Raw genomic sequence first — 13958 nt, forward strand, 5'->3', positions numbered from 1 at the left:
CGGCAGGCCCTTCGATACTCGCGGCGTTCATGGCCTCCATGGTCGAGTTCGTGGAGGCGCTCACCATCGTGCTGGCAATCGGCGTCGTCCGCGGCTGGCGTTCGGCGCTGCTGGGAACAGCAGCCTCGCTAGCCGCTCTGACGCTATTGGTCGTAGCACTAGGCCCCGCGCTCGCCAGGATTCCGCTGCCGGTGGCCCAACTGGTCGTCGGCACCATGCTGCTGCTCTTCGGTCTGCGCTGGCTACGCAAGGCAGTGCTGCGGGCAGCAGGCATCTTGCCGCTGCACGACGAAGCGCAGGCGTTCGCCCGGGAAACCGAAGCCTTGCGGCGGCAAGGCAGGCCATCCGGCAGGGCGATCGATGCGGTGGCGTTCGCGACCGCATTCAAGATCGTGATGCTGGAAGGGATCGAGGTGGTCTTCATCGTCATTGCGATTGGTGCGAGCGGGCGAATGATCCTGCCTGCGTCGATTGGCGCTGGCCTTGCCTTGCTGTTCGTTGTGGCGCTCGGGTTCTGGCTGCATCGGCCGCTGGCCAAGGTTCCGGAAAATGCCCTCAAGTTTGGCGTTGGGGTCATGCTCGCCGCTTTCGGGACCTTCTGGGTGGGCGAGGGCATCAACGTGTCGTGGCCGGGCGAAGATTGGGCAATCCTGGCGCTTATCGGCGCCTTCCTCGTCGGCGCGCTGGGCATGGTTCGCCTCTGCAGGCATTTGCGTAACACGTCCCCTGCATTGCCAAGCGCGGCAGCCTCGGCTCGTCCGCCCGCTCAAGGCCGACTCGCGAAAGTAGCCGGGGAACTGGTGGGACTCTTCGTGGACGACGGCTGGCTTGCGATCGGCGTGGTCCTCTGGGTGCTGGCAGCGTGGGAAATCGGAGCAATGCATGCTGTCGCTGCCGAGGCGGAGGGACCGCTGTTCGCGGCGGGACTGACGGCGCTGCTCGCGGCCAGCGCTGTCCGCCGTGCGCGCGCCTGAGCAGCGACCGGATGCATCGTTGTGCCTCCTCAATGAAGCGCTGCGCGAGCGGGCAGCACCTCGCCTGACGAAGCTACGCTTCGATGGAACGCTAAACCTGCTTGCGCAGCCCTGCTTCGGTCAATGCGCAAAGCGCAAGTGCAGACCAGTCGTGCTCGGCGCCAATGCCTTGTGAGCGCACAGCAAGGAAGCGATCGTGAACGAGGCTCGCGAGCGGCAGCGGAACGCCAAGCGCTTCGGCGGCCGCCAGCATCAGGCGATTGTCCTTCTGGCCGAGAGGGAGTGCAAAGCCCGCCGGCTGGAACCGCTGCGACGCGATCATCGGCCCATAGATCTTGTACGGCGGCACGTTGAAGATTGAGTTCGTCAGCAGGTCAACGAAGCCCGTCGGGTCGATTCCGGCCTTGGCCGCCACCGCGCATGCTTCGCCCAGCGTCTCGATGATGACGGACAGCATGAAATTGCCGATCAGCTTCACAAGGTTCGCCTGCGACGGATCGGCACCAACGATACCGACGGACTGCCCCAACTGTTGAAGTAGTGGCACCGCAACGCTCAGATGTTCGTCCGTGCCCGCGGCCATGATGAAGAGTTTGCGCGCCGCCGCTGCGTCGGGCCGGCCAAACACCGGCGCCGAAACGAATCCCAACCCGGCTTCCCGATGCAGCACGGTGAAATCCTGTGCGGTGGCCACGCCAATCGTGCTCAGCGAGATGTGCAGCGCGCCCGGTTTCAAGCCCGCGAGGATCCCCCTCTCGCCAAACGTAACCGAGGTGAATGCGGCATCGTCGGCTACCATTGAAAACACGACGTCTGCCAGATACGCAGCCTGCGCGGGACTTTCCGCGACCGTGGCACCAGCCTTGCGAAGCGGTTCGGTACGTGCAAGGCTGCGGTTGAAAACGTGCACCTCGTGCCCGTCCTCGACAAGGTTCATGGCAATCGCGCCGCCCATTGAGCCAAGCCCTATGAAACCAATCTGCATGATGAAACTCCGAATGATGAACCAGGCTGACAAGGCAGCGCTCAGACCGCTGCCCGATGGATTTGGTGGTTGACTTCAGGTTTCAAGTCGCCGTGCGGGCGGTGCCATGAAATCCGGACCGACTGGATCCGTCACATGCTGTGCGAGCAACGCATCGATATCGGCCTTGTCCTGCGCGCTCAATACCCATCCAAACGCGTCGTCGATGCCGCGCAACTGGTCCGGACGACGCGCACCCCACAGCGCAATGGTCGGTCCCTGGTCGAGAATCCAGCGGATCGCCAACGCCAGCACCGATTTGCCATGGCGCTCGCGAGCCAGCACTGCGAGCGCATCGACGGCCGCCAGGTACTGCGCGAAACGCGGCTGGTGGAACTTCGGGTCCACCTTGCGCAGGTCATCGCCGTCGAACGTTGTGGACGGGTTCATTCGCCCGGACAGCAGGCCACGGCAAAGCGCACCATAAGCCAGCACGGCAAGTCCATGCTCGCGCGCATACGGCAGTACGTCAGCTTCGATCGCGCGCTCGAACAGGTTGTATGGAGGCTGGACTGCCGCGAGCGGCGTGGCCGCCGAAAACGCGTCCATCTGCCGGGGCGAATAGTTGCTGACGCCGATGGCGAGTATCTTGCCTTCGGCGCGGAGTTTTTCCAGTTCGGCCGCGGTTTCCGCGAATGGCACCAGTGTGTCCGGCCAGTGCACCTGATACAGGTCAATGTAGTCGGTGCGCAACCGGCGCAATGAATCCTCTATTTCCCGTCGGATACGCGCCGGTGTCGCGTTGCGCCGCACCCCGCCATCGCCCCATTCGAGCGCAACCTTGGTCGCGATCACCGCACGCTCGCGCATGCCGGTCAGCGCCTTGCCAACCACCTCTTCGGAATGGCCGAAGCCATAGACCGGTGCGGTGTCGATCAAATTGATGCCCTGATCGAGCGCGTTGCGGATCGTCGCCACGGACGCATCGTCGTCAGTTCCGCCCCACATCCAGCCGCCTATCGCCCAGGTGCCCAATCCGATGCGCGATACCGGGATCGGGATGCCTTCAATATGTGTCGTCTCGACGTTCATGTTCAATCACTCCATTCGGTGGTTGGCTCCGGGGCGTCGGCCTGCCATCTCCCGCCGCCCTGCACGCGTAGAATCTAACTCATATCTCGTTGAGTTGAATTCAACGCTCCATTGACATAAGCGGCCCCGCCCCCTTCCCTCTTGCCCCTTCCCCACTCCGGTCTCCCATGCCAGCTTTCACGCGTTCCGAACTTGCGGATCTGAATGTTTTCCTCACCATCTGCCGCCGGCGCAGCTTCCGGCAATCGGCTGTCGAATTGGGTGTGTCGACGTCGGCGCTGAGCCACACGATGCGCAAACTCGAAACCAGGCTCGGCGTGAAGCTGCTCAACCGAACCAGTCGCTCGGTGCTGCCGACTGCGGCCGGCAGCGCACTGGCAGAACAGCTCGAAAAGGGCTTTGAGACTATCGGAGCAGCAATCGATCATCTCGAACGCTACCGCACATCGCCGGTCGGCCGATTGCGAATCAATGTGCCGCGCGATGGCTCACGTCTGCTGATCGGCCCGATCCTGCCAGCATTCCTCGATGCGTATCCTGACATCCAGCTCGACATCACGGTCGACGATCGCCTGATCGACATCATTGCCGACGGCTTCGATGCCGGCATCCGCTACGGCGACACGGTCGCAGGTGACATGATCGCAGTGCCTCTGACGCCACCGTTGCGCTGGGTGGTAGTGGGATCTCCAGCATACCTGGCGCGGCGCGGACGGCCAGGCAAGCCAGACGACCTGATGTGCCACTCGTGCATCCGGATGCGCATCGGCGACAACTCGCTGTATCGGTGGGAACTCGGCCATGGCCCGCAGGCGCTCGAACTCGACGTGCCTGGCTCAATGAGTGCGAACGAATCCGACACGGTCGTCGATGCCGCGCTAAACGGTGTCGGGCTCGCGTACTGCCTCGAACGCCGCGTCGCCGACGACATCGCGGCCGGTCGGCTTGAAGTGGTGCTGCCGGAATGGTCGGTCGCCGGTCCGCCCATGGTGATGTACTACCCGAGCCGGCGGCAGACGCTGCCCGGCCTGCGTCAACTGATCGACATGATCCGCTCGGCGAACACGTGACAACACATGAGCGTTGGAAGCGCGGGAGAGTGCCCTTCCCTAAAGCATCCCTACGCCAAACGCTGAAGCAAATGTGGAGCGGACGATGCCAGCAACGCGACCCCGGAGGCCGCGAGCAGGCTCAACACAATCTTGCGGAACGTTGCCTCCGAAATGCCAACATACAGACGCGCGCCCAGGAGAGTGGGAATCAGCATCGCCGGCCCGACGATTGCAAACATCGGCAGCATTTCACGTGTCACGATTCCCTTTTCCACGTAGATGGCCATCGTCACAAGCAGCAGGGCGAGATTGAAATTCTGAATGATTGCACGCTGTTCATCCTTGTCGAATCCCCGCAACGTGCACCACAGTGTAGGGATTGTGCCGGTGAAGCCCCCGATGCCGCCCATGACCCCCCCGAGGCCACCCACGATCCCGTCGGCTAACCTCCCACCCGCCATGATTGCCGGCAGGTTTCGTGCGACAAGCATCGTCGGGCACCACAGCACCAGGAACGTACCCAGGAGAGCCTTGAAGAGTTGAAGGTCGAGCGCTGGAAGAATCGCGACGCCAATCGGTATGCCCACCAGGCCGCCGACCAGGAAAGGCAACAGCTTACCCAGCTTCAATCCTCGGCGCATGGTTACCGCGGCAATGATCTGCCCCGTCAACGCTCCAAAAACGGCCATTGCCGCGGCCAGTTTAGGATCCAGCGACCAGGCCCAGAATGACATTGCAGTGAGACCAAAGGCGAAGCCAGACAGCCCTTGAACGAAGCCCGCAACAATAGCGCCAATTGCCACAACCAAGATCACTGCATCCATGCGTAAAGACCTATCCTTATCGGGGAGTCAAAGCCGTGATAGCCAGCATCACACCAAGCCGCGCGGCTTGGACAACAGGCGCACGCGCGGCGTCCATTCCGTCATGGCATCAATGGGGACGACGGGTCGGGGCAGACGCTGGAAGTCGAAACGGGACAATACCGGCGATGTCAGCCCGGGGGCATCCACGCTGAGTATCTGCTCCGGCTTGAAAAATTCGTCGAACGCGGCGCGGAAATGGCCGCGCGACTTCACCACCACAGTGCGCGCGGCCGCGATGTCGATGCCGAACATTTCGAAGAACATGGGCTCGTGGCATTGATGACGGTTGCTGATCACCACCACCTGCACACCTCCAACCTGCAGCAAAGCCGAGGAGCCCAGGTTGAAGCTGCAGCCGGCCAACTGGCCCCGGCGCCCGACCCCTTTGCCCGAATGCAAGCGCAGCACTGTAGCAGCCGCGCTGAACGGTTCGGAGTACGTGGCGGTTTCCGCGCGATTGAAGCGGGCGGTGAAAGAGGCACCGACGCCAAGCGCATGCGCTTCAGCGCTCAGTGACGGGTCCGTGACGACGCCCAGGATGGCGTCGCTGACGTCCCCTTCCAACAGCGCCTGCAGGAGGAATGGCGTGTTGCCGCGCCCGCCGCCGCCGGGGTTGTCGGCCACATCGGCCAGGAGTACCGCGGGCAGCGAAGGATCGCCGCCGGCCGCCCTGGCCAGGGCCACGGCTTGCTCCAGCGGCACCAACACGGGCGTGAAGGCGGCCCGCCCTGCCCATGCCGGCGTGAGCAGGTCCAAGGCCGTCCGTTGCGCGAACCCTGCATCGTTCCGGGTCGAAACGATCACCGTCATGCCATTCTTTGGTGTGTCCCCGAAGACGAATCCGCCCAGGGCCGAAATATTGACGATGCGTGGATCATCCAATGCTTCTGCCGCCTGGATCATGTCCGCGTACGGCCCAGTGCCTGGCGCGGTCAACAACTGCGTCGGCGGTGCGCAAACGGGCATGCGAACGTGCGCCACGGTCACGCGCATGCCTCGCAGCAGTTCCATCAGCACTTCGGCCGCGTCCGTCCCCCGTTCGGCCATGTCGGTATGGGGATTGCGGCGATAGGAAATGAGCGTATCGACGTTGTCGACCATCCGGTCTGACACATTCGCATGCAGATCGACGGTGGCTACGATGGGCACCAGGGGGCCAACGATGGACCGCGCCATTTCGAAGACGAGCCCGTCCGGGTCATCCTCCTCGGTGGTAATGGCGGCGCCATGTTCGCAGATGTAGACCGCGTCCAACGGCAAGGCGGCACGTAGTCCCTGCTCGAAGATTGCCAGCGTCTCAGCGAAGAAAGCGTGATCCACGGGGCCACCCGATTCTGCGTTGGCGAACAGGATCGGCACGGGGGTCCATGCACCGCTGGCATCCATGCGCCGGACGAAGGCGGGGATCTCCGGCGTCATGGCAGGTGCGGGACCGCGGGCATCCGCCAGCAACGCGTCGCCGGCCAGGTAAGCGCGGTCCATGAAATCGGCGCGCGTGGAAACCGGGGCAAACCGGTTCGATTCGATAGCAAAGCCTAGGATTGCAATGCGGGGGCTGGACATGGTCGTCGGGATGCTCGGTTCTGGATGCTTAGTTCTGTTTTGGGATATGCGCGGTTTCGATGAGGCTGGCCCATTTTTTCTGCTCGCTGGCGATGAATCGCACGAACTCTTCGCGGGTGCCGGTGCCTGCCGATGCGTTGGCGTCGGCCAGTTCCTTGCGCAAGGCGTCGCTCTTCAGCACTTTCTCCAGCGCAGCGCTAACCCGGTCAACGATCGGCTGTGGTGTCCCCTTGGGAAATACCAGACCGCCCCACGAGACGTTCTCGTAGCCTTTCAGGCCGGACTCGTCCAGGGTCGGCAGATCGGGATACAGTGAATTACGCTCGCGGCTGGTGATCGCCAGCGCGCGCAGCTTGCCGCTCTTGACTAGCGGCCATGCGACCGAGGCATTGGTAAACGTGTAGTCAAGCCGGCCACCGGCGAGGTCGGTGAGGGACGGCGGGTCACCGTTGTACGGGATGAACAACACATCGATGCCGGCCATCTTCTTGAACAACTCGCCGCCCATGTGGCCACTGCTGCCGGTACCGGCCGCGGCATATGACAGCTTGCCGGGCTCCTTCTTGGCCAGCGCAATCAGTTCGGCGACGTTCTTGATCGGGGAGTCGCCACGAACCACGAGCAGGTTGTAGATCGAGAACATGCGGCCCACGGGCACAAAGTCCCTTTGCGGATCATAGGGAAGCTTGCTGAACAGGCCGGGGTTGACGGCCAGGGTGTTGATATTGCCATAGCCAATCGTGTACCCGTCCGGCGCGGCGCGCTTGACCATCGCCATGCCGATGTTGCCTGCGGCGCCCGGGCGATTGTCGACGACGAAATTGGCGTTGGTCGCTCTCGCGAGGTGACTCAGGACGATACGGCTCAGTACGTCGCCCGATCCACCGGCAGCAGAGGGGACGATCACGGTGACTGGCTTATGGGGCCATGGGTCCTCCGCCGCCTGGACGGACGAGGTGAGACTGCAGGCCGCACCAAAGGCAAAAGCAGCGAAAGCGGTGGTGAATCGCTTGAGGCGATTTCCGAGGGAACAGTGAGTGTGGCGTTGCGTGTCAGGATTGGCCCCCTCCCTGCGCGATTGAACGCGCCTGCACCGGCCGATCGATGCGGGTGCTACAACGGCTGCCCGCGCTGGCCAAGCCTGCCGGAGTGACGACGCGTACGTCGCCGCGCAACTCACCAGCCATGGAAACGCTCCCAGGTCGTGAGCTTCCCGCCCTCAGCGAGCGCTCGGTACTCGGGGAACTGCGCTCCTGTTGCGCAGGCGTGATTCGGAAGAATGCGCAGGCGCGTGCCTACGGGAAATCGATGGGAGACGTCCGCATCGGGTCCACCTTCGCGCGACACGATGCCGTGCTCCTGGTTGGCGCCACTCAGCAAATAGCCTGGCAACACCGTGCCGTCTATCGTGCAGACCAGCCCATATCCTCCGTCGCGGCGTCGGCGCGCGGTGAAGGTGAGACCGGTGCGTATGTAGCCACTGTAGTCAGCCAAGCCGTCTCCGTGGTTAAATGCCTGGGAATCTATTGTTAAGCTGAATTGAATGATCCGCATCGAGATCCTGAGCCAATCATCGGCTTGGATTTGTCCAGCCGGCGCCGGAGCCAGGTTCTCAGGGTGCTGGTTTAACCGATTTCGTCATCATGTTGGGGAAGCTTCGCAAGCCTGCTTTGGGATGGTTCTGGATCCCTATGGGCGGTATTCGACGCAGCCGATGCGGAATTCGTGGTTGTGCGGCTTCTAAAAATTTCGGCCATACTGCCCCCCACGTCACTGCCTGGAGGCAAATAAATGGGGTTCGAATTCAACGGTAAGCGCGTCGTCGTCGCTGGGGGCTCGCGTGGCATCGGCCGCAGCATCGCGCTCGCGTTCGCGCAGGCTGGCGCTGCAGTGTCGGTATGCGCACGCAATCTGGAAGGATTGAAAGCCATCGAGGCCGAGCTGGACGTTTATGGCCATCCAGTCCATACCGCACCTTGCGATCTCGCTGACGGCGAGGCGATCAGCGCTTACATTGCAGCAGCCGGCGAGGCGCTCGGTGGCATCGACATTTTGATCAATAACGCGTCCGGCTTCGGAGGCGGGGATACCGAAGCCGGCTGGGAGGTCGGCATCCAGGTCGACCTGTTGGCAACGGTGCGCGCAGGGCATGCCGCACTGCCGTTCCTGCGGCTGTCGGCCAATGCCGCCATCGTCAATGTGACGTCCATCTCAGCGCTACGACCGTCGTCACGTACCCAGTCTTACGCGGCGATCAAGGCGGCGGTCATGCACTATACGGCTTCCCATGCGTTGACACTCGCGCCGGATCGGATCCGTGTCAACGCGGTTGCGCCAGGCTCGATTGAATTTCCCGGCGGATCGTGGGAACAGCGCAAGACGTCCGATCCCATGCTGTATGAGCGGATACTGCGTTCGGTTCCGTTCGGCAGGCTCGGGACGCCAGGCGAGGTCGCCAGCGCGGTGCTATTTCTCGCCAGCGCGCACGCAGGCTGGATCACCGGCCAAACCTTGGTGGTCGATGGCGGCCAGGTGTTGACGTAAGCGCAAATACGCGCACGGGGGGCAAGGGTTCGCCGCGGCATGTAGCACCCTTGCGGCGAGCTGCACAAGCAGTCACCGTCGGGATCCTGGAACCGGATTCCGCGATTTTCGGATGCATGGCGGTCTCACGGCTCTGAATGCAACATCGTCAAATACTGCTGAATGCCAACTGCGACAGATCCCTCTGGCTTCGCTCCTTCGCTCCAGCCAGCCTCCCCGGGTTGGCGGAGCGCTATCGCAGATCGTCGGCTAGTCGGGATAGAGACGCCTCTCCTTCGGCAATTGCCGAGTTGTCCGTAACCCCGCTGCACCCGCACCCTCGCGCCTGCCGATCGCAGTGTTTTTTTGGGCGCTCAGCAAAACTGGTACTTTCGCACTGTCCCCGGTGGCTCACTGCGATGGCTGCCTCTATTGCGCGGCTACGCAGTATCAATCGTAGCGACATTACGGTCGCAAGTCCTGGAGCTTGCCAGTCGAGCATCCTGTCCTCAAGTAGATGCCTTCGGCACGGATAACCAGCGCTAGCAGCCCGCTGACTCGCGCGGCCGGGCGCCGCCAAAACCAAAATAATTTTTTTGTTAATCGATCTGACGATCGCTTTCTTCTGTTTGCCGTCTCCGTCAAACTCCGTGACCCGGGGGCGCTGGCTCCGACGAACACGTGCCTGACGTTGGCGTGCTCGGGGCTCTCGGCCTTCGCCGCCGGATAGCCGGGCGACTGACCGGTGATGATTTTGTGGGCCTGTCAGGACAAACCGCCAACACGCGATCGCATCGTACCCTGGACGCTTTTGCCTGCGCGCGCTGATGACCAACCTCACGGCGCGCGGTTTGCTCGATAACGCGCTGCTCGAGAGAAGCACAAGCGCGCCAGACGTGCGCATTGCAAAAAAGACGAAGCTGCCACCTGCGGCCTCGTACTGGAGATGAATGATGCAAGTTGAACACGCTACAGATGGTGCGCTGGCGAGTGCGGTGCGCAAGGCGCGCCTGCGCCTCACGCCGTTCCTCGCTCTGATGTTTGCACTGTCCATGCTCGACCGGTCGAACGTCGGCTTCGTCAAGCAGGCCCTTCAGGTCGATTCGAATATCGGAAATGCGGCGTTTGCGCTTGGCGCGGGGATCTTCTTCATTGGCTATGCGGTGTTCGAGATCCCGAGCAACCTGATGCTGCATCGGGTCGGCGCTAAGGTGTGGTTGAGCCGGATCATGGTGACCTGGGGCTTGGCATCGGCCGCGATGATGTTCGCGCACGACGAGACCTCGTTCTACGTGCTGCGCCTCATCCTGGGCGTGGCGGAGGCAGGCTTTTCGCCCGGCGTGATCCTTTACTCGACCTATTGGTTCCCGGCGCGCGAGCGCGGCAAGGCGCTTGGCGTCTACTATTTCGGCTTGCCAGTTGCGCTCGTCCTCGGCAGCCCTTTGTCCGGCTTCCTGCTGGAAGTCATGGGCGGGCAACTGGGGCTGCGCAACTGGCAGTGGATGTTCATCATCGAAGGCCTTGCGGCTTCGCTTGCCGGCATCATCGCGTTCTTCTACCTGGTCAGCAAACCGCGCGACGCCAAGTGGCTCACGTCCGACGAGAAACGTGTCCTGGAGGCAGCCATCGCTGCCGAAGACCGCGAAAAGATTGCGCATGGCCCGGCTACTGCGCTACGTGCGCTGCGCAACTGGCAGGTGCTGCGTTTCGTCGCGATTTACTTCGCGATCCAGGTCAGTGTTTACGGCGTTATCTTCTATCTCCCGACACGGATTTCCGATCTGACGGCCACGGCGATCGGTTCGAAGGTTGGGCTTTTGACCGCCATTCCCTGGCTATGTGCGCTGATCGCCTTGCGCTTCATCACGGGCCTGGCGGATGCCAAGGGCAAGCACCGGCAATTTGCCATTGCCATGCTGGCGATGGCGGCCGCAGGCATCGCGCTCTCCACGCTTGGCCAGCACCTTGCGCCGGTGCTCATCGCCTTCTGTATCGCAACGGTCGGCTTCGTGGTTGTCCAGCCGCTCTTCTGGACCCTTCCTACCGCGTATCTGAGCGGCACCGCCGCGGCGAGCGGCATCGCGTTGATCGGTGCGCTCGGCAATCTCGGTGGCTTTATCGCACCGACTTTGAAGACCGCTGTGGAGGCACTCTTTCACAGCCAGCAGGCAGGGATGCTTGCCCTGGCGTCCGCGGGAGTGGTCGGCGTATTGCTCCTGTTAAGCATTGGTGCGCATGCACGCCGCGCATCGGCAGTGCCGTTCGGTTCGTCCAACGCGGTAACCCGGTAGTGTCCTGCATCTGAGATGCGTTGAAGAAGTAAGCGTGCCGAAAAGGGCATGGAGGTTGCAGCATGAATTTCACGATGGATAACGAAATGACAGGAACTACCGTAGCGGCCCCGGAGCCCGTCGTGCGCTTGCACCCGAACGACGACGTCGTCATCGCGCGGAGTCAGTTGGTTTCAGGCATGCAAATCGGCACGGGCCTTCTCGTACGTGGACTGGTTCCGGCAGGCCACAAGCTCGCCGTGCGCGGTATCGCCTCCGGCGCGCCCGTGCGGCGCTATGGGCAGATCATCGGCTTCGCGACACGAGGCATCGAGGCGGGCGAGCATGTCCACACGCACAATCTCGCCATGGGCGAATTCGAGCGGGACTATGCCTTCGGCGCCGACGCAGGGCCGTCGCGGGCCACCGCGCCGCGTGCGCAGTTCATGGGCATCTTGCGCGCCGACGGGCGTGTCGCGACGCGCAACTATATCGGTATCCTGACGTCGGTCAATTGCTCGGCAACGGCCGCTCGCGCCGTCGCCGACTACTTTCGCCGCGACATCCATCCGGAAGCGCTGGCGGCGTACCCCAACGTGGATGGCGTGGTCGCCCTGACGCACGGGCAGGGCTGCGCGATCGACGCGGAAGGCGAGGGCCTGGACTTGATCCGGCGCACCCTTGGCGGCTACGCGCGGCATCCGAACTTTGCCGCGGTGCTGATTGTCGGCCTGGGTTGCGAGACCAATCAGATTGATGGACTGATGGAGCGCCAAGGCCTGGCGCCTGGTGCCACGCTGCGGACGATGACAATCCAGGCGCTGGGCGGGACGGCGCGCACGGTAGCGGCTGGCATCGAGCAGGTAAAGGCGATGTTGCCTGTAGCCAACAACGTGCGGCGCGAGCCGGTCGATGCCAGCCATCTGGTGGTCGGTCTGCAATGCGGCGGGTCCGATGGCTATTCCGGCATCAGCGCGAATCCGGCACTCGGCGCGGCCGTCGATCGGCTGGTCGCGCATGGCGGTACAGCGATCCTTTCCGAAACCCCCGAGATATACGGCGCGGAACATCTACTGACACGCCGTGCGGCGTCGCGCGATGTCGGCGAAAAACTCATCGAGCGGATCCGTTGGTGGGAGGCCTATTGCGCGCGCATGAATGCCAATATGAACAACAATCCCTCGGCGGGTAACAAGGCGGGGGGACTCACGACAATCCTCGAGAAATCGCTCGGCGCGGTTGCGAAAGGGGGAACCACGAATCTTGTCGACGTATACCGGTACGCCGAGAGGGTCCATGCCCGCGGCCTGGTTTTCATGGATACCCCCGGTTACGATCCGGTGTCGGCAACCGGTCAGGTCGCGGGCGGTGCCAACCTGATCTGCTTTACAACCGGGCGCGGATCTGCTTACGGTTGTGCGCCGTCGCCATCATTGAAACTGGGTACCAACACCACCTTATGGCTGCGACAGGAGGAGGACATCGATATCAACTGTGGGTCGGTTCTCGACGGCACACGATCCATCGATGAACTCGGAGAAGAAATTTTTCAGCTCATGCTCGCCACGGCGTCAGGCCATGCGTCCAAGAGCGAGATGCACGGGTACGGCCAGAATGAGTTCGTGCCTTGGCACATTGGCGCTATTACGTAGGCGTTGCGTAGGGGGACGCGGCAGTGCGAGACGAGGAGTCGCACGCAGATCCGATCCCAGTCAGCCTCTGGGTCGTAGGTAAAAAACGATGACTACTGGATTAGGAGGTGTCAGTCCAGTTTATCTACCTGCAACCAAGGAAATTATCACTCTTGTTCTTGTCGTCATCTAGTGAGCTATAACCCATCTCCTTATACAAAACGCAGCCCGACTGCGGCATGAAGAAATTCGTTTACGTTCAATGACATAGTACAGGGGCTTGTAAACTTCGCCGCGAGGGCGTTTGCTCATCCATTTTCGGCGGACGCGTGAATACCCCGGCGAGTGACATTGCCGCTGGACCCGGATGACAAATAGCGATCAGACCGAAGGAGGAGACAGGGCATTGCCCGTGCGCGGGTAGAAACTGAATTGTCCGGCGAAAGGCCTTAAAACCCTGGATGCCCTTGTGGGAGGGGCTTCGCGCCGGGCTTGCGTGAGCTAGATTGATGGCTCGATTTTTCGGCCCGAGCTGCCGGCGCCCGTTTTTCAGAGCTGCAATGGAAGATTCCGGCAAGCACGCCGGATACGACCTGCGCGGCCCCGGCGGGCACTGGCCGGGCCACTTCCTGGACGAGCATAATGACCAGCAAGACCGGCGGTGATGCACCGCAACATGCCCCCAATAGTCCTGAAGCGCAATTGCGCCTGGCCGCGCTGGAGTACCACCGCAGCCCGACCAAGGGCAAGATCCAGGTAAACGCGACCAAGGCACTGTCCAACCAGCGCGACCTATCCCTGGCCTACTCGCCCGGCGTGGCTTACGCCTGCGAGGAAATCGCCAAGGATCCGGCGATGGCCGCCGAGTACACCTCGCGCGGCAACCTGGTGGCGGTGATCACCAACGGTACCGCTGTGCTCGGCATGGGCGATATCGGTCCCCTCGCCGGCAAGCCGGTGATGGAAGGCAAGGGCTGCCTGTTCAAGAAATTCGCCGGCATCGATGTGTTCGACATCGAGCTC

10 protein-coding genes and 2 pseudogenes are annotated in these 13958 nt (G+C 62.5%); 6 read left to right on the forward strand and 6 right to left on the reverse strand.

Going from position 1 to position 13958, the window contains the following annotated elements; all coding sequences use genetic code 11:
* Positions 1-29 precede the first annotated feature (29 nt).
* Positions 30-974 carry a COG4280 domain-containing protein gene (locus tag AC1DQ3_RS27745; RefSeq protein WP_477123362.1) on the forward strand — a complete coding sequence of 315 codons (945 nt, stop codon included), beginning with the start codon at positions 30-32 and terminating at the stop codon, positions 972-974.
* Between the two features lie 91 nt (positions 975-1065).
* On the opposite strand, the gene AC1DQ3_RS27750 is transcribed toward AC1DQ3_RS27745, so the two are convergent.
* Together AC1DQ3_RS27750 and AC1DQ3_RS27755 are read right to left on the reverse strand one after the other, a co-directional pair.
* Positions 1066-1959 (reverse strand): NAD(P)-dependent oxidoreductase, encoded by an 894-nt coding sequence (locus AC1DQ3_RS27750; RefSeq protein WP_477123363.1) that lies wholly within the window; start codon positions 1957-1959, stop codon positions 1066-1068.
* A gap of 75 nt (positions 1960-2034) precedes the next feature.
* On the reverse strand, positions 2035-3030 hold the full coding sequence (locus AC1DQ3_RS27755; RefSeq protein ID WP_477123364.1) for an aldo/keto reductase: 996 nt from the start codon (positions 3028-3030) through the stop codon (positions 2035-2037).
* A gap of 167 nt (positions 3031-3197) precedes the next feature.
* On the opposite strand from AC1DQ3_RS27755, the gene AC1DQ3_RS27760 reads away from it, so the two are divergent.
* Complete coding sequence (locus tag AC1DQ3_RS27760; RefSeq protein ID WP_477123365.1) at positions 3198-4100, forward strand: LysR family transcriptional regulator; 903 nt, start codon at positions 3198-3200, stop codon at positions 4098-4100.
* 50 nt (positions 4101-4150) lie between these two features.
* Here the strand turns inward: AC1DQ3_RS27760 and AC1DQ3_RS27765 are convergent, their stop codons facing one another.
* The 4 genes and pseudogenes from AC1DQ3_RS27765 to AC1DQ3_RS27780 form a co-directional block, all read right to left on the reverse strand.
* Positions 4151-4906: a sulfite exporter TauE/SafE family protein gene (locus AC1DQ3_RS27765; RefSeq protein ID WP_477123366.1), complete on the reverse strand. Its 756-nt coding sequence runs from the start codon at positions 4904-4906 to the stop codon at positions 4151-4153.
* Between the two features lie 48 nt (positions 4907-4954).
* Positions 4955-6511 (reverse strand): M81 family metallopeptidase, encoded by a 1557-nt coding sequence (locus tag AC1DQ3_RS27770; protein WP_477123367.1) that lies wholly within the window; start codon positions 6509-6511, stop codon positions 4955-4957.
* A 28-nt stretch (positions 6512-6539) separates the two neighbouring features.
* On the reverse strand, positions 6540-7418 hold the full coding sequence (locus AC1DQ3_RS27775) for a Bug family tripartite tricarboxylate transporter substrate binding protein (RefSeq protein ID WP_477123368.1): 879 nt from the start codon (positions 7416-7418) through the stop codon (positions 6540-6542).
* A gap of 269 nt (positions 7419-7687) precedes the next feature.
* Positions 7688-7963, reverse strand: a pseudogene (locus tag AC1DQ3_RS27780) (DSD1 family PLP-dependent enzyme); the annotation flags it as partial.
* 339 nt (positions 7964-8302) lie between these two features.
* Here AC1DQ3_RS27780 and AC1DQ3_RS27785 point away from each other — a divergent pair.
* The 4 genes and pseudogenes from AC1DQ3_RS27785 to AC1DQ3_RS27800 all read left to right on the forward strand — a co-directional run.
* Entirely contained in the window at positions 8303-9055 is a 753-nt protein-coding gene (locus tag AC1DQ3_RS27785) for an SDR family NAD(P)-dependent oxidoreductase (protein WP_477123369.1), read from the forward strand.
* A gap of 932 nt (positions 9056-9987) precedes the next feature.
* Positions 9988-11325, forward strand: a complete 1338-nt coding sequence (locus AC1DQ3_RS27790) for an MFS transporter (RefSeq protein WP_477123373.1) — start codon at positions 9988-9990, stop codon at positions 11323-11325.
* A 62-nt stretch (positions 11326-11387) separates the two neighbouring features.
* Positions 11388-12956, forward strand: coding sequence for a UxaA family hydrolase (locus AC1DQ3_RS27795; protein ID WP_477123370.1), 1569 nt, complete (start codon positions 11388-11390; stop codon positions 12954-12956).
* 621 nt (positions 12957-13577) lie between these two features.
* A pseudogene (locus AC1DQ3_RS27800) lies at positions 13578-13958 on the forward strand (NADP-dependent malic enzyme); the annotation flags it as partial.

It is taken from the genome of Cupriavidus sp. 01T418 (genome assembly GCF_056398885.1).